The sequence below is a fragment of the Sedimenticola sp. genome, assembly GCF_050289425.1.
Lineage (GTDB): Bacteria > Pseudomonadota > Gammaproteobacteria > Chromatiales > Chromatiaceae > Sedimenticola.
Genome location: NZ_JBNKFS010000002.1, coordinates 1 through 15,999, shown reverse-complemented (window position 1 = coordinate 15,999; position 15,999 = coordinate 1). Strand labels below are relative to the sequence as shown.

Here is a 15,999-nt window from a genome sequence, read left to right as displayed (position 1 = left end):
ACTATTGTGCCGTGATTCGGGCGCGTTTTTAAGGGGGCGCGGTTTGCCGACGGGGCGGGTCGATCAACCATTTTCTATCTCCACATCGTGGGCGGCGATGGCATTCATGAAGGCGTCCCCGTAACGCTCCAGTTTGGCCTGGCCCACACCGCTGATCTGTAAAAACTGCTCTGACTCCGTCGGTTTGTCCCGTGCCATCAGTAGCAGCGAGTTGTCGCCGAACACCACATAGGGCGGTACGCCTGCCTCGTCGGCCAGGGATTTGCGCAGGCGACGCAGGATTTCAAACAGGGCTTCATCATAGGGCCCGATCTCGGCGGCGCCTTTCGGTGCCTTGGCCTTGCGGCGGTTGGTTTCCCGGATACGTGGCAGCGCCAACTGCAGCGGTTTTTCGCCACGCAACACGGGACGCGCTTCCGAAGTGAGCCGCAGCACCGAATAGTGCTCGATATCCTGCTGCAGATAACCGTGGTGGATCAGTTGGCGAATCAGGCTGGACCACTCGATATCGTTTTTGTCACGGCCGATGCCGTAGGTGCTGAGCCGGTCATGGCCAAGGCGGCGGATACGTTCGTTGTCGGCGCCGCGCAGCACATCGACCACATGGCGGATGCCGAAGGCCTGGCCCACCCGGTAGACGCAGGAGAGCGCTTTGCGGGCGTCCTCGGTGGCATCGAAGGTCTCGGGCGGATCGAGGCAGAGGTCACAGTTGCCGCAACCGCCCTCGATCTGTTCGCCGAAGTAGTTCAACAGCACCTGGCGACGGCAGGTGACGCTTTCGGCCAGGGCGATCATGGTGTTCAGTTTGTGCAGTTCGATCCGCACCCGTTCCGGGTTGTCGCCACCTTCCACCAGTTGGCGTACCAGCACCATATCCTGGGTGCCGAACAGCAGCAGTGCCTCGGCGGGCAAACCGTCACGGCCGGCGCGGCCGGTCTCCTGGTAATAGCTCTCGATATTCTTCGGCAGGTCGTAATGGACCACGAAGCGCACGTTGGGCTTGTCGATGCCCATGCCGAAAGCGACGGTGGCGACCACAATGTCGATCTCGTCGCGCAGAAACTGCTCCTGCACCCAGTGGCGCTGTTCGGCCGACAGCCCAGCGTGGTAGGCGGCGGCACGGATCCCCTTTTCGTAGAGCTGGGCGGTGAGCCGCTCCACCCGTTTGCGGCTGAGGGCGTAGATGATCCCGGCCTCGTCGCGGTGACCCTCAAGAAAGCGGGTCAACTGGTTGAACGGGTTGTGCTTCTCCAGCACCGCGTAGCGGATGTTGGGGCGGTCGAAGCCGGTGATATGGCAGGCGGCCTGCTCCAGCTTCAGTACGCGCAGGATATCCCGGCGGGTCTGGGGGTCGGCGGTGGCGGTGAGGGCGATGCGCGGGATACCGGAAAACAGGGATTCCAGCTCTCCGAGCTGGGCGTATTCCGGGCGGAAATCGTGTCCCCACTGGGAGACACAGTGTGCCTCGTCGATGGCGATCAGGGCGATATCGATCTCCCGCAGCCGCTCGATGAAGTCTTCGCGCATCAGCCGCTCGGGCGCGACGTAGAGCAGCGTCAGCTCCTGGTTATGCAGTTGCGCCAATACCTGGCGGGCGGCTTCGGCAGACAGGGATGAGTTGTAGAAGGCCGCTGTGACCCCGTTGGCGCGCAACGCATCGACCTGGTCCTTCATCAGTGAAATCAGCGGTGAGATGACGATACCGACGCCGGGGCGTAAAAGGGCGGGTAACTGGTAGCAGAGCGACTTGCCGCCGCCAGTGGGCATTAGCACAAAGGCCGATTCGCCGCGGCAGAGTTGCTCGATGATTTCACGCTGATGGGGACGGAAGCGTGGGTAGCCAAAGACACGGCTGAGAGTTTGGTCGAGCCGGTCTGGCGTAAGAGAGGGATCGTTCATCGGGGCATTCTAAAGGGTGTGGTGGGTTGTCACAAATGCGGGCAACACCCTTTGCGGGAGCGGTTATCGTGCGGTATGCATTCCCATGCGGAGCGTGGGAACGAGAGCCTTGTGCCGAATGGGCATTCCGGTGCCGTAGGGGCAGGCCCCCGTGCCTGCCTGAGTCGGTATCCGCACGATTGTCCGGGCAACCACGGGGGGTTGCCCCTACGGGCCGATATAAACGCTGTACCGGGTGGACATTGCGATGTCGTAGATACTCTGTTTCGAGCCTGGTAGGGTGGGCACGTCTTTTGTGCCCACGCGATTATCGCGCGGTATGCATTCCCACGCGGAGCGTGGGAACGAGAACCTGGGCAATCCGGTGTTGTAGGGGCAGGCCCCTGTGCCTGCCCGGATCGGCGTCTGCACGAATGTCCGGGCAACCGCAGGGGGGTTAGGCCTTGCCCTCACCCCGCGGATTGATTCCGGGCGCCACCGAGCGCAGGTGCAGATCGCGCTGTGGGAAGGGTATCTCGATACCGCCCTCGGCCAGCGCTTTGTTCAATCCCATGTGCAGGTCGTGGATCAGTGGCATGCGTTTGAGATTTTCACTGACAAAGACGCGTATGTCGAAGTCCAGGGAGCTGTCGCCGAATCCGGTGAAAAAGATGGTGGCCCGCGGTTCCTTCATGACGTCGGGATGGCGCTCCACAACGTCGGTCATGATGCGCAGGGCCTTGTCGGTATCCGATCCGTAGGCGATCCCCACCTTGATGACGATGCGGGTAATCGGGTCCGACAGGGTCCAGTTGATCAGCGGATCGGTAATGAAGTTTTTGTTCGGTACCACCAGCTCCTTGTTGTCCCAGTCGGTGATGGTGGTGGCGCGAATGCGGATGCGTGACACCGTACCGCTGATGTCGCCGATGGTGACGGTGTCGCCGATGCGGATCGGACGCTCGAACAGGATCAGGATACCGGAGAAGAAGTTGGCAAAGATCTCTTTCAGACCGAAGCCGAGGCCGACACCCATGGCGGCCACCAACCACTGTACGTCGCTCCACTCCAGTCCAATCAGGTTTAGCACCAGCAGACTGCCGCCGCCGTAGATGGTGTAGCGGCTCATGGTGGAGACGGCGTAGCGATTGCCGAGATCCAGGTTCAACGGTTGCAGCAGCGCGATCTCCAACAGACCGGGCAGGTTGCGCCCGGCGATCAGGGTCAGCATGAGTACCAGTAGCGCCAACAGTCCGTCCCATAGGGAGATATTGGCCAGTTGTCCGCTGCCGTTCTCGAATTGCCACAGCACCACGTTGTTGAGCCAGCTCAGGGCCGGGGTTAGCTGCTCCCAGATCAGGTAGAGCAGGGCGGCAAACACGATGCCGGACCCGACCCGCAGCAGGCGACGGGTCTGTTCATTGATGGTGGCCAGATTGACCGCCTCAAATTCCGCCAGCTCCGGCATACCTTCACCGGCGGCCTCGGCGGCCTCTTTGGCAATCTTCGCCTCCTGGGCCGCCTGCCGTTTGGCTCTGGCCCGTGCCAGCGCCAGGCGTCGCTCCGCGACCAGCAGCCAGCGCGCCAGCAGATGATAGATCAGGAACATGAGGATGCCAGCAAACAGGGAGATAAACAGCATGCGTTCCAGGTTGAGTGCGCTGAAGTAGTAACCCTCCATCGCCAGTACGGCCAGACTCAGGCAGATGAAGATGGCCGTGGGATACCAAAGCCGGCTTAGACGGGTGCGGTTGCCATTGCCATCCACTGCCAGGAACCCGGTCCAGGGATTGAGCATGCGATGGAAAAACAGCGCGGTGACCAGCAGCGCGGCAATAAAGGCCAGTCTCCCCAGGGAGTTGATGTAGGCTTCGTTTTCCACCCACTCGAATACGCCGACGGTGAAGGCAAGAGGGACCAGCGCCGCGACCAGCCAGTGCAGATGGTGCCGGAACATCTTGCCGTTGGCCGGATTCCAGCGGAAGTGGACTTCGGCCAACCCGTTTGCGATGAACAGGTAGCGCAGGATCTGGATGATAAAAAAGAACACCGCCACCCGTCTTAGTCCGATGGAGACCGCGACAATGAAGGAGTGGTCGGAACCCGCGGTCAGCCACCAGCCCAATGCCGCCATCAACAGGGGCCAGGGCAGCGCCAGCAGCAGGGTGATGGCAAAGGCTTTCACCGTGTGTCTGAAATGATCTTTGGTGACGTTGCCCACTGACGGGGCGATCTGCTCCAGTTGTCGGTACATTTTTTTCCGGTTAACCAGCAGCAGGCCGAGGATAATGGCCAGGGTGATTACCCGGTAGGGGGAGCGTTCCAGGCCGTTGATCATGCCTGAAGCGGCATTTTCCCAATTGACCGCAGAAAAAAACCAGCTCAGTCCTTCCAGGGCGAAGCCGAATGTCCCGGCATCTATCCGGGTGGTGGAGGGGATCCACAACAGATGCCGGTCAAGCAGTTCGCCATACTGGGCGACCCGGTCATAGAGTTGGAGTTGTTCGGCGCTGAGATCGGCCAACGCTTTTTCGTAACGATCGTAGGCGGTCTTGAGTTTGTCCAGCAGCAACTGTCTATTTTCCAACAACTGTTTCAGCTCGTTGCGAATCGATTGCCACGCCGACTCGCTCAGTGACTCGGGCCGGGTTTCATCGATCAGATCATGGCTCAGTTCCGCCTGCAGTTGCTGGCGCAGATCCTCAATCTGGAATGACTCAAGCCTGGAGGTGGCAATCTGGGAACGGCGTTTCGCAACGCTCTTCTGGATATCGGATAACCGGGGCAGGTCGCTGCGCTGTCTCTGCAGTACCCGTCCCGGTTGTTCTTCAAGCCCACCGATGCTGATCTGTTGTTGCACCCGTTCCTGACTCTGGCGGATCGACTCTTTGCGGGCGACGTTTTTTTCCAGCTCCAGGGTGACGCTCTCCGTCTGGCTGGCCAGCTGTGTCAACTGTCGGCTCAATTCGGTGTTTAGGGCGGCATATTGCTGGATTAATGGGTGCTTGCCGGCCGCCTGCTGCTGGGCGATGGCGGCTTCCGCCTGGGCCTGCTGTGCCTCTTCGGCCTGGACGGATGAGACCCGTTCCTGGAACAGTTGCACCAGGGTATCCGTCTGTTTGAGCCGGGCCTGGGCCAATTGAATCTGCAGCGCCAACTGGTCCATGCGATGGGTGTAGCTGAGTCGCTCCATCTGTATCCGCTGGATTTTATCTTTCAACATCGACTGATTGGCTAGCAGCAACTGCTTCTGATGCGCGGCGAGGGTGGTACTGCTCTCGCCGCCAAGACGTCCCTCCAACTCTTCCAGTTGCCGTTTGCTTTCGGCCAGCTCCATACCCGACTGTTCCGGTCGCAGCCGCTGGATTGCGCGCTGCTCCTCCAGATCCTGCAGTTGGGTTTGGGCAAGTTGCCGTTCCGACTGGGCCTGGTTGTAGCGGCGGGTCAGCTCTTCAACGGTAAGATGGTCCGGAATGGCGGGCTCCGTGTTCTGTTTGAGGAACCGGTTGAGTGCGCTACGCTGTTGATTGAGCTGCTGTTCGGCATTGTCGACCGTCTGCTTGTAGCGTTCCGCCTGTTGCTGCTCTTTCTCCGCTTGTTGCAGGTAATCCAGTATCTGGCGGTAGCTCTCCAACTCTTTGGCGTCGCTCCCCTCTTGCCCAGCGATGGCTTCCAACTCACTGATCTTGGCCTTGGTGCCTTCGATACTCGGTGCGGCGATACCCAGCGGATTGGCTGGGCTGCTTTGTTTCGCCGCCATCGCCGTCGGCGCCAATATCAGGCTGAACAGGATAAACAGCAGGGTCTGGACAAGCACCGATGGGCGGTTAAAGAGGTTGGGCACGGATTTCCCCGATAGTTGCTTTAAGTAATAGCCGTTGAGGCAGATTCCGACCGAGATGGGGACGGTTAGTTCAAAATCTCACCCCGTTGATTGGCTGTCAACCGGGATGGTTGGAGCAGCTGGAAGCTGACTTACTGTAGAGGGAGAGGTCCGACGCCGTGACGGATCATATCCACCATCAGGTCGGCAATCTGGCGCCCGCTTTTTCCACCCTCCCGGTACCATAAAAAAATCCAGTTCATGCCGCCGAGAAGAAAAAGGCGAAGTAGCGAATGATCGACCTTGTCGGTGGTAGGCAGGGCATCGATGAGTTGGCGGAAGATATCTTCGTAGGCTTGCCGGTAGGGCTTGATCTTGGCCTGCAGGGCCAGGTTGTCAGACAGGGCCAGGTTATGTCCGGTGATGCGATGGATGGGGGAACTGTCAACGATACCGTGGACATGCTCTTCGCACTCCAGCTTGAGTCTTTCCCACGGATCGCTCTCCTTTGCCACCGCTGCTTTAATCCGTGCCATCTGGGAGACGAAGCCTTCGCGTAGGACCGCCAGATAGAGTGCCTCTTTGGAAGGGAAGTGGTGGTACACGGACCCCGGCAACAGGCCGACCTTGGCGGCGATATCCCGGATAGAGGTGCGGTCATAGCCGGAAACCGAAAACAGCTCCGCCGCCGCGTTCAGGATGATCTGGCGACGTTCCAGCGGTTCTTCCCCATTCTCCGCATCGCCTTCGGTAGCTCCCCCTTGACGTGTCAAACGTGCGGTCAGGTTACCGCGCTCCAACAGGCGCTGCTGGTTTTCGGTCAGCGAATCGATTCCGTCGGGGGCTTGCTGCGCCAATGCGCGCAGACGCTTGATAGCGGTTTCCAGGTTGTGTTTTTTCCAGATGTAGCGCACCCCTGACGGCGAAATGCTGAACCCTTGGGCACGTAGTTTAGCCGCGACGGCCGCCTGGCCCTGTTCGGGGTATTCACGTGCAAATGCCAGGATTCGTCGCTCGAGTTCCGAGCTGCTGGTGGTGTCGCTGCTTAGGGGTGAAGGGTTGTTCATCCGTCTCGTCTATTGTGTCGTCGGTGGCCAAGGGGTGGTGTACGGAGATCGGCAACGATGTGTGCGACGACGCCATTCAGGTGTTCGGCGGCATGGGCTTTGTCGAGGAGACCGGCATCGCCCAGCTGTTTCGTGACGCGCGCATTATCACCATCTATGAAGGCACCACCGGCATTCAGGGCAACGATCTGATCAGTCGCAAGATCTTGCGTGAAAAGGGCGAGACGCTGCGTGAACTGATTGTCGATCTGCGTGAAACCTGCCGTTTGTTATGTGACGAAGACCTCTTGCGGCCGATTGGTTTGGTGCTGTCGGATATGGTGGATGCGCTGGCCTCCGCTACCGACTGGGTATTGGCCAACGGCCGTGAATCGCTGACCGCGGTGCTGGCCGGCGCGGTCCCTTTTCTCCACATGCTGGGTAACCTGGTCGGTGGCTGGCAGTTGGCCCGTACCGCTTTGGCGGCACAGCGGCAGCTGGCCGCGAAGCAGGGGGATACCGTTTATCTCAACAGCCTGATCGATTTGGCGGCATTCTACATGACGACGTTTGGCGTGCAGGTGGTGGCGCAGGCTAAAACCGTTTGTGAAACGGGGGTGGCGCTTGAGCCATTTCCGTTGGACGGTTTTTAGGGCCGGTTAACAGCCAAACCTAACGAATTTTTACTGCTGTGCTCTGCCGATGATGAAGGTTATTCCCGATCGTCGGATTTTGTCCCTCTGGCGTTGCCGTACGCCAGGGGGCTTTTTTTTGACACGCCTTGATGGAGGGGGCGCTACGCAAACAGGGTGGCGTCAGTTTTTATCATGTGCATGCTGGTGTTCCGGCACGGTGCCGTCATGCTCATGTCCGGCATCGATACCGGCGGCATGGATATGCAGATGGGAATGGGTGTGCACGTGGGGATGGCTATGCATGACGCCTTCAACCAGGGTGCCGTCTTGGATCATCACGGCACGGGTGGCCAACCGCTCGACCAGTTTCCGGTCGTGTGAGACAAACACCATTGCCTGGGGCAGCGATTCCAGATGTTGCAACAGCCGCTGTTCGGCCTTTTCGTCGAGCCCGTTGGTCGGCTCATCCATCAACAACACTTCCGGTTGCATGGCCAGTACCGTGGCCAGGGAGATCATCCGTTTCTCGCCTCCGGAGAGTTTGTGGGTCACCCGTTCGGCGTAGCGGGAGAGCTCCAGGGAAGCGAGAACCTGATCGGCAATCGCTTTGGCCTCCGCCTCGCTCTTGCCCAGATTGAGCGGACCAAACACCACGTCTTCCAGCACCGTGGGACAAAACAACTGGTCATCGGCATCTTGAAACAGTAACCCGGCCTTGGCCCTCACTTCGTGAAAATCTTGTTCACTGCGGCGCTCGCGTCCAAACGCGGTAATCCGTCCACTGGCGGGTTTGTACAGTCCCACCAGCAGTTGCAGCAAGGTGGTCTTGCCGGCGCCGTTTTCACCTAGCAGCGCGACCCGCTCACCCGGGTGCAGATGAAAGTTGACGCCGGACAGTACCGGGTGGCCCGGATAACCGAAAGCAACATCCTGTAGCGCAATCAAGGTGTGGGTCATAGGCTCTGCTCCAGCAGTAGCAAGGTGGTGGCGAGGCCGGCAGTCGCCAGTAACGCGAGACTGTCCCGATGGCGCCAGCGGTTGCGATTGATCAGGTAGAGGCGGCCGTTGAAACCGCGGCATTTCATCGCCGCCAGAATGCGCCGTGAACGCTCCAGACTGCGTACCAGTAACATGCCCATCAGCCAGCCGAGACTGCGCCAGGTGTGCCGGTTGCTGCCGGCCACAAAAGCGCGTGCGCGCATCGCCTGGCGCAGGGTTTGATACTCGTCGGACAGCACGCCGATATAGCGCACCGTAAACAAGAACAGGTGGATCAATTTTTCCGGTATGCGTAACTGTCCCAGTGCGTGTCCCAACACGACCGGTTCCAGGGTGCCGATCAACGCCATCAACATGATCACCACCGAATTGGCCTTGAGGATGATCGCCGCGGTCCGTTCCAGGCCGGCGGTGCTGGCACTCAACGGCCCCAGGGTCAGCCAACTCTCTCCCGGGACCGAGAACGGTAGCGTGATCAGTAACACGATCATGAACCCTTCCATCGCCAGCAGTCGCTTGACCAGCAGCGGCCCGCGCAGGCCGATGTGCCAGGCCAGGGTCAGCGCCAGCATCAGGGTGGCCAACAGCAGCGGTAAGCGTTGCAGCGAAACCACCGTCACGGCAAACAGTAGGGCGGCGATCAGACGCAGACGCGGATCGAACTGCTGCAGCCGGTGTTGACGATCATCGTCGTTGAGGAGGGTTAGCGGCATCATGACGACGGGGGACCCTTCCGGTTACGCCACCAGAGTGCAACGCCGGCCAGTCCAAAGATAAAACCGACGCCGCCGATGATGTCGCTCAGTCGCGCCCGCGCTTCACTGCGTTGCAATGCTTCGCGCAGCGGTCCTATCTGGTGTGCCAGCGCTTGCTCGATCAGCGCCGCCAGCCGTGCGTCGGATGGGGGGGGCTGTTGTGCCGGTGCTGTGCGTGCCGGGGATGTAACGGTCTTTGCATCTGTGGGCGGTGAAGCGGTGAATTCATCGGTGCGAATACGCCACTCTGCCTGATGGCCGTCGCCGGTATCGGCCCGTAGCCGGTAGTCGCCCGGGGCCGCCGGGGTGTAGTTGAAGACGCCTTGGGCATCGGTGGTGAAATCGGCCAGCAGCCGGTCATCCGCGTCGTGGACGGTGAGCGCCGCTCCGGCCGCGTTGGCGCCTCCGGCAAAGTAGACCGAGCCGTGAATCTGCTCCCCCTCGACATAGGCAAACAGCTTTAACAGATGGGCCTCGGCGCTACCTTGTACCAGCAGCAAAAGCAGGCAGATCAAACGGACGTGCGACATCGCATCACTCCTGAAGACGGATCAATTCCGGGGCGACCTTGAGGATAAATCCCAAGGTAAACCCGGTGACGGCCGCCTCGGCGATCATCAATGGGGCATAGGTGGCGAGTACCACCTTGGCAGCCGGCAGAAAATCGGGACTGCTGAAACCGAGACTGAGGCTGACCAGGATGCCGGTCAGCACGACTCCCAGGGCACCGCTCGCGGCGCCCCAGAACAGGCTGGCGCGGCCGTTAGAGCGCCTCAGTGCCGGACCCAACAGGGCGCCGCAGATCAGTGCCGGCAGAGCAATATTCATGCTGTTCACCCCCAGTACCAACAGGCCGCCGTAGCCGAAGAAAACCGCCTGCATGAGCAGCGCCACCAGGATGGCCGGTACCGCCGCCCAACCCAGGACCACCCCCATCAAACCGTTGAGGATCAGGTGCACACTGCTCGGCCCGACCGGTACCGAAACCAGTGAAGCGATGAAGAACGCGGCAGAGAGCACGGCCGCCTGGGGAATACGCTCGAAATCGAGCCGGCGCACCGCCACCGCCAGCAGACTACTGGTGACGACGGCGCCGGTGATCAATATCGGTGTGGAGAGCACACCATCAGGGATATGTGCGATGGTCCTGACTCCTCTCTTAGGGCATGTCCCGGGCAAAGACCCAGATCAACGCCCCCTGTTCGACCGGTACGGCCGCGCCGTCCGGCCCCGGCAATTTGTCGGGCCCTTCCAGCAATGCGGCAAATCCCCACCAGCCGGCCCGGGGCAGGGCATAACTGAAGGTGCCGTTGGCATCCGCCTTGATCACCTGGGTCAGGTAGGCATCGGCCGGTGGCGTGACGGAGCCGTCATTCAGCCATTCGATCTCCAGTTTGGCAAACGGCACCGGCTGGCCGTCGCGTCTGACGACGCCCTGAAACAGGTTGCCGGTCCAGAGTCCGTAAGGGCGTACCAACGGCTCGATCTCAACCGGGAATCCCACCAGCCTGTCCCAGTCGCTGGCACCGTCGAAGGCGTCCACCACTACCTTGGTGTAGTGCTCGATCATTTTCCCCTCGGCCGGCTCCCAGTAAGGGGCGGGCTGCAGGTAAAACAGGTAGTCGCCGGGCCGGGTAAAGCGGTAGTCGGCCCGATAGGCGGTGGCACTGTTGACCTCATAGGGGGTCAGGGCGGGGCGCAGGTCAATGTCGCCCAGGGGACTCAATACGCCAAAGCGGACAGGTTTCCCCATGCTCATCACCGGGCCTCGGCGCATCGGATGGGTAAAGCGCATATCCAGTTGTACGACGCGCGGGGTGGCGGCATGGATTAAGTCTTGGGACGGAATCAGGGTCTGAAAGTGGGCGACGGCCAGGGACGGGAGCAGGGGCACTGCGGTGACCAGGTAGCGGATTAGCCGTTTAAACATCTGCAGACTCCGGTGGAGGGCGGACCGGGAGTGGGTGCGGCAGTACCCGGATGGTTTATGAGATATTACAAAAAAATAATTCGTAATACAATCGGCCAGCCAAAGATGAAATTTCCTACACCTAACTCGGATCCCGGTCCATCAATGGTTGCGCGTGAATACCCTCTAACCCAACGTAGGGGCAGACCCCCGTGTCTGCCCTTTCCCCAAACCTGGTAGGCATTCCCACGCGGAGCGTGGGAACGAGAACACGTAGGGGTAGGCCCCCGTGCCTACCCTTGTCCGTGGACGCCGGCAAGACAGGGCAACAACAGGGGGTTGCCCCTACACCCGCCTCGGATCCTGGCCATAGATGGTTGCGCGTGAATACCCCTGACCCACCGTAGGGGCAGACCCCCGTGTCTGCCCTTTCCCCAAACCTGGTAGGCGTTCCCACGCGGAGTGTGGGAACGAGAAGGGCAACCACAGGGGGTTGCCCCTACACCCGCCTCAGGTCCCGGTCCATCAATGGTTGCGCGTGAATACCCCTGACCCAACGTAGGGGCCGACCCCCGTGTCTGCCCTCTCCCCAGGGCCGGCGGCTGATTCAGGTCTGCGGGTGGGTATGGCTGTGTTTATGGGCGCCGCTGCCGTGGTGGTGGTGCTCTTGCTGTACTTCCACCGGGATCAGGTTCAGCTTACCGTGCCGTACCCCCGGCTGGCTGATGACTGCGTTGGCAAACTCCTCAACCTGTTTGGTGGGGCCGTTAACCACCACCGTTTCCAGGCAATTCTCGTGGTCCAGATGGACGTGCAGGGTGGAGATGGAGACGTCGTGATGATGGTGGTGGGCGTGGGTCAGGCGTCTGGCCAGCTCCCGCTCTTCGTGGTTGAAGACATAGGTCAGGGTACCGATACAGTGGCCGCTATCGGCATTTTCCATGCGGTCCGCCTCCAGGGTATCCCGGATCATATCCCGTATGGCCTCGGAGCGATTCTTGTAACGGCGCCGTTTCAGGTACTCCTCAAACTGACCGATCAGCTCTTCATCCAGGGATATAGTGATACGTTCCATCGGGTTTCCTCGGGTTGCTGTCATGTTATGCTCGAATCATCGCAGGAGAATCGGGCCGGGGCAAACCTCCGCCGACATAAATCTACGGATTCATCACCGACAGAGGAGAAGCTTCATGGGACAACGATATGGCGAAATACCGGCCAGGATGGTCGATTTTATTGGCCATCAAAAACTCTTTTTTGTGGCCACCGCAGCCGCGGATGGACGCATCAACCTGTCGCCCAAGGGGATGGACTCACTGCGCGTGCTGGATGAACGGCGGGTGATCTGGCTCAACGTAACCGGTAGCGGCAATGAGACGGCCGCCCATGTCCAAGAACTGCCCCGGATGACACTGATGTTTTGTGCCTTTGAAGGTAATCCCATGATCTTGCGTCTGTATGGCACGGCCCGCGTTATCCACACGTACGATGCCGAATGGGAAACCCTTTATAGTCACTTCAATCCACTGCCGGGCGCACGGCAGATCTTCGATCTGGCGGTAGATCTGGTACAGACCTCCTGCGGTATGGCAGTGCCGTTTTTGGATTATGTAGGCGAACGTGAGCAATTGCTCGATTGGACGGAAAAGAAGGGGGAAGCCGGTATTCGCGACTATTGGCAAGAGAGAAACCAGCAGAGCCTGGATGGCAAACCAACCCATATACTGGAGCCGCAGAGCTGATCGGGTTTTGTATCCGCGACTTCTCACAGCATGGGTTAGGTCTGGTATGCGACCAAGCAGACATTCGAGTTTTTCCTCTGGAAGGCTGCTTTCGACATAAACCTGCCGTTCATCTTGCGGCTGTTCAACATAGTTGCTGGCTGATAAGCTTAGGCATGTTAAGGAATAAACTTCTATGGCCGGAATGCCTAACTCCATAATTATTCCAAAACATAGAACATGGATAAAATAATATGTCGGAATCATAAAAATATTCTACAGCTGTATATTGCGCCGGATGTACCGGTTGTATAAACAGGGTTAGCGTTTAAATGCAATGAATAAATACATAGAGGATTTAGAGGAATTTATTGGGGTTCGGAAAGGCTTCTTTCAAGATGCTCAAATGGATGATGATTGGACAATGATCATCAAGTTATTCTCATTATTTGAAGCTGTAACAGCTGTAATGATTGTTGAAGAATTGAATAGACCAGAACTACTTGATCCAATAACTTCAATTCAAATGGGAACTACCAATAATGGAAAGATTGCCTTTGTTAAGTCATTGCAGTTATTACCAGATAGTTATATCAAGTATATTGAAATGCTTGGCTGGTTAAGAAATAAATTTGCTCATAATATCTCCTCGTCAAGCCATGATTTAAAAGATTTTTTGGAGACAATCTCAACAAAAAGAAGAAAGGAATGTCAGAAATATCTTCACAGAATTAAGAGCACTGTAGTAAATGAAGATGAAATATCAGGAAATGAATTTTTCAATGATAATCCTAAAATTGCCATTTTCTTGACTGGTCAACAAGTACTTGAATATATGAGGCAAAGAATCATAACTGGTCAGCAAGCAGGTAGAATAAGGAAGCAGCAGGCAAAAGAGTACATTGAAGAAAATGGCCCTATCAAAATTAGTGCATATGAGTTTCAGCTTGAAAAAATACGCTAACAAAAATTCAGCCGAGCTTTAGTTACTGCTGGCTTCGCGCAAGCTCACTATCACAGCCGATGGAATTTATATTTGGAGGTCGCATGGACGAAATAGAAAAGAAAATATTGAAATCCCTGAGTAATAAAAAATTTAGAGCCAGGACAATACATGGAATAGCAAGAGAAGCTCATATTGCCCCTACGGTCGTCGTCAAAAAGCTAAATTCATCACCGGAGCTGAACCAGCAAGTCAAGATCTATCCGAGAAGGTCCAAAGAGGGTCATGTCTTATTGACGACAAGAGCAAACTTCGATGCAACTGCTTCTATTAAGGACAAATTCATTGAGGCCTTCGCCTCTAATCGTATCAGGATAGAAGATGAATATTGACCAGTTGCAAGCAATTATAACCGGGAATTTCGGTACACTTATATTTGTCGTGCTAGGCGCTTTCATTTTGACTGGCATATCTATCAAAGAACACTTAGATAGAGATCCAAAAGACAAGATGTCCAAGTCAAAATATTTGATATATTTTTTTGGTTGGATGATTGGGTATCCGAGTATGGGATTTGTTATCGCGGTGGCTTATTTAGCAAATGACAATCAATTTGGCGCTTGGTTAGCACTTCAGATTGGGTTGACTTCACCTGCAATCGTGGCGGGAATAGCAAGTGGCGGGGCCAATATTCTGGCTAAAGAAGGTGTTGCGACTACTGATGGTCAGTAATCAACATACAAGCGCATGTTGTCAGGTTGGTTCTCTGCTAAGCTCCAAACCAGTCGTAAATATAAATAAGAGCGTTGATTCGACAGTCCGCTTTTTGATGGTTCCAGCCCGTGCCACGGGTTAGCCTGATGTCTGCTCTTGACTGCCGATAGCGGACGCTTCCGAAAACAGAGCCAGTCTTATCAGCGCGCCAGATAAAATAAGGTAACCGTTATCGCTTGGCTATGCCCCCCATCCATTCAGTACCTTAGCGAAATAATTTCACCAGGCGTTTCTTGTTTGTTAACCTACTGAGCATAAGGGATATCTGCTTGGTAGGATGCTGAATACCACTTCAAACCAGTATCCCCTCAAAGGCTGCCTGGTTTAGATGGGCGGAATAATGCATAGAGCGATATGTCCTGTATTGCAATGGATTGTGCGAATTTGCTGGGTAATAACATGTTAGCTTTGACGAGGAAATAAAATGGATTTTTCAAGACAATCACATGAGGAAATACTCGAGATAGCAGAGCCAATAATGGCAAATATTGTTCAGGGCTCAAATGAGAACGACTATGAAAAAATGTCTAAGGATTTTTCCACCAAGATGTTGAAAGCCGTTCCAAAAGAAGAGGTTGAGCGGCAAATGGCTGAAAGCTACAAAGAAACTGGAAATATTAAAAAGGATAGAGAGTTTCTGTCATGCATTTATAGAGAGTCTGGTGTTACGGTTCTTTGGAAAGGATTTTTTGAAAGAAAAAAAGGTGAAGTACTGGCTCAATTAACACTCGATGAAGAAGAGGGTGTCATCAAAGTGTTTGGGGCCTTTATCGGGTAAAAATACCAGCCAACTGGGGCGTTACAGTGGATTTTCCAAGGGCGGTGGTTTTTTGAAGTATGTGTTTCTTGGTTTATCCGCTGTTAAAGATCGTGTGAAATGCCAAATCTTAAATATATTCACAGCCGTACTGTCCAGATTTATGAGCGTCATGCTCATGCCTGGGATGACCATCGTCCTCGCACTTTCTTTGAGAAGGGTTGGTTGGATAAATTCATCAAACTATTACCTTCAGAAGGCCGGGTTTTGGATGTGGGTTGTGGGGCGGGAGAACCGATTACGGGGTATTTTCTCGAACAGGGGCTTAGGGTGACCGGTCTGGATGCGTCACCGAAAATGCTGGAGATCTCGAAGTCCCGTTTCCCCAATGCTACTTGGATAGCAATGGATATGAGAAACCTGAAGCTTGATACCAAATTTGACGGAATCGTCAGTTGGGATGGATTTTTTCACTTAAATCAGGAAGAACAGCGTCAAGTACTACTTCTGTTTGCTGACCACCTTAATTTGGAGGGTTCTCTGCTTCTCACCATCGGACACGAATCGGGCGAGGTCACAGGCAGAGTAGAAGGCGAAGAGGTTTACCACTCAAGCTTGGATCCTGATGAATACAAGACAATATTAAATTCTGTTGGATTTGAAAATATTGAGATCAAATTGGTGGATGAGAGTTGTGGTTTCCACTCGATTCTCTTGGCGAAAAGAGGTTAACGGTTGGATCAACGGTCACAACCAATC

16 protein-coding genes are annotated in these 15,999 nt (G+C 56.3%); 7 read left to right on the top strand and 9 right to left on the bottom strand.

What is annotated here, in order from left to right:
- Nucleotides 1-63 precede the first annotated feature (63 nt).
- The 3 genes from recQ to ACQY5R_RS01360 all read right to left on the bottom strand — a co-directional run bounded on the left by recQ (nucleotide 64) and on the right by ACQY5R_RS01360 (nucleotide 6,768).
- Complete coding sequence (gene recQ / locus ACQY5R_RS01370) at nucleotides 64-1,899, bottom strand: DNA helicase RecQ (protein WP_428603612.1); 1,836 nt, start codon at nucleotides 1,897-1,899, stop codon at nucleotides 64-66.
- A gap of 436 nt (nucleotides 1,900-2,335) precedes the next feature.
- Complete coding sequence (locus tag ACQY5R_RS01365; protein ID WP_428603610.1) at nucleotides 2,336-5,722, bottom strand: mechanosensitive ion channel domain-containing protein; 3,387 nt, start codon at nucleotides 5,720-5,722, stop codon at nucleotides 2,336-2,338.
- A gap of 131 nt (nucleotides 5,723-5,853) precedes the next feature.
- Nucleotides 5,854-6,768, bottom strand: a complete 915-nt coding sequence (locus ACQY5R_RS01360; protein WP_428603608.1) for a TetR/AcrR family transcriptional regulator — start codon at nucleotides 6,766-6,768, stop codon at nucleotides 5,854-5,856.
- Nucleotides 6,769-6,791: 23 nt separating this feature from the next.
- Here ACQY5R_RS01360 and ACQY5R_RS01355 point away from each other — a divergent pair, with 23 nt between their 5' ends.
- Nucleotides 6,792-7,400: an acyl-CoA dehydrogenase gene (locus tag ACQY5R_RS01355; protein ID WP_428603606.1), complete on the top strand. Its 609-nt coding sequence runs from the start codon at nucleotides 6,792-6,794 to the stop codon at nucleotides 7,398-7,400.
- Nucleotides 7,401-7,562: 162 nt separating this feature from the next.
- Here ACQY5R_RS01355 and ACQY5R_RS01350 read toward each other — a convergent pair whose 3' ends face one another.
- The 6 genes from ACQY5R_RS01350 to nikR all read right to left on the bottom strand — a co-directional run bounded on the left by ACQY5R_RS01350 (nucleotide 7,563) and on the right by nikR (nucleotide 12,120).
- Nucleotides 7,563-8,339, bottom strand: coding sequence for an energy-coupling factor ABC transporter ATP-binding protein (locus tag ACQY5R_RS01350; RefSeq protein WP_428603604.1), 777 nt, complete (start codon nucleotides 8,337-8,339; stop codon nucleotides 7,563-7,565).
- Entirely contained in the window at nucleotides 8,336-9,097 is a 762-nt protein-coding gene (gene cbiQ, locus ACQY5R_RS01345) for a cobalt ECF transporter T component CbiQ (protein WP_428603602.1), read from the bottom strand. Before cbiQ ends, ACQY5R_RS01350 begins: the two co-directional genes overlap by 4 nt.
- Nucleotides 9,094-9,666, bottom strand: coding sequence for a carboxypeptidase regulatory-like domain-containing protein (locus ACQY5R_RS01340; protein ID WP_428603601.1), 573 nt, complete (start codon nucleotides 9,664-9,666; stop codon nucleotides 9,094-9,096). Before ACQY5R_RS01340 ends, cbiQ begins: the two co-directional genes overlap by 4 nt.
- Nucleotides 9,667-9,670: 4 nt before the next feature.
- Nucleotides 9,671-10,315: a cobalt transporter CbiM gene (gene cbiM / locus ACQY5R_RS01335; RefSeq protein ID WP_428603599.1), complete on the bottom strand. Its 645-nt coding sequence runs from the start codon at nucleotides 10,313-10,315 to the stop codon at nucleotides 9,671-9,673.
- Nucleotides 10,296-11,066: a DUF4198 domain-containing protein gene (locus tag ACQY5R_RS01330; RefSeq protein ID WP_428603597.1), complete on the bottom strand. Its 771-nt coding sequence runs from the start codon at nucleotides 11,064-11,066 to the stop codon at nucleotides 10,296-10,298. The genes cbiM and ACQY5R_RS01330 overlap by 20 nt, the downstream gene beginning before the upstream one ends.
- A 586-nt stretch (nucleotides 11,067-11,652) precedes the next feature.
- Nucleotides 11,653-12,120, bottom strand: a complete 468-nt coding sequence (gene nikR / locus ACQY5R_RS01325; protein ID WP_428603595.1) for a nickel-responsive transcriptional regulator NikR — start codon at nucleotides 12,118-12,120, stop codon at nucleotides 11,653-11,655.
- 115 nt (nucleotides 12,121-12,235) lie between these two features.
- Between nikR and ACQY5R_RS01320 the strand changes: the two genes are divergently transcribed.
- The 6 genes from ACQY5R_RS01320 (at nucleotide 12,236) to ACQY5R_RS01295 (ending at nucleotide 15,972) form a co-directional block, all read left to right on the top strand.
- Nucleotides 12,236-12,787: a pyridoxamine 5'-phosphate oxidase family protein gene (locus ACQY5R_RS01320; RefSeq protein WP_428603593.1), complete on the top strand. Its 552-nt coding sequence runs from the start codon at nucleotides 12,236-12,238 to the stop codon at nucleotides 12,785-12,787.
- A gap of 316 nt (nucleotides 12,788-13,103) precedes the next feature.
- Complete coding sequence (locus tag ACQY5R_RS01315) at nucleotides 13,104-13,730, top strand: hypothetical protein (RefSeq protein ID WP_428603591.1); 627 nt, start codon at nucleotides 13,104-13,106, stop codon at nucleotides 13,728-13,730.
- Nucleotides 13,731-13,813: 83 nt separating this feature from the next.
- Nucleotides 13,814-14,101, top strand: coding sequence for a hypothetical protein (locus ACQY5R_RS01310; RefSeq protein WP_428603589.1), 288 nt, complete (start codon nucleotides 13,814-13,816; stop codon nucleotides 14,099-14,101).
- Nucleotides 14,091-14,441, top strand: a complete 351-nt coding sequence (locus tag ACQY5R_RS01305; protein ID WP_428603587.1) for a hypothetical protein — start codon at nucleotides 14,091-14,093, stop codon at nucleotides 14,439-14,441. Before ACQY5R_RS01310 ends, ACQY5R_RS01305 begins: the two co-directional genes overlap by 11 nt.
- Before the next feature lie 466 nt (nucleotides 14,442-14,907).
- Nucleotides 14,908-15,261 carry a hypothetical protein gene (locus ACQY5R_RS01300; RefSeq protein ID WP_428603585.1) on the top strand — a complete coding sequence of 118 codons (354 nt, stop codon included), beginning with the start codon at nucleotides 14,908-14,910 and terminating at the stop codon, nucleotides 15,259-15,261.
- 99 nt (nucleotides 15,262-15,360) lie between these two features.
- The gene (locus ACQY5R_RS01295; RefSeq protein WP_428603584.1) at nucleotides 15,361-15,972 is read left to right on the top strand and encodes a class I SAM-dependent methyltransferase; all 612 of its coding nucleotides are present in this window, start codon (nucleotides 15,361-15,363) and stop codon (nucleotides 15,970-15,972) included.
- Nucleotides 15,973-15,999 lie beyond the last annotated feature (27 nt).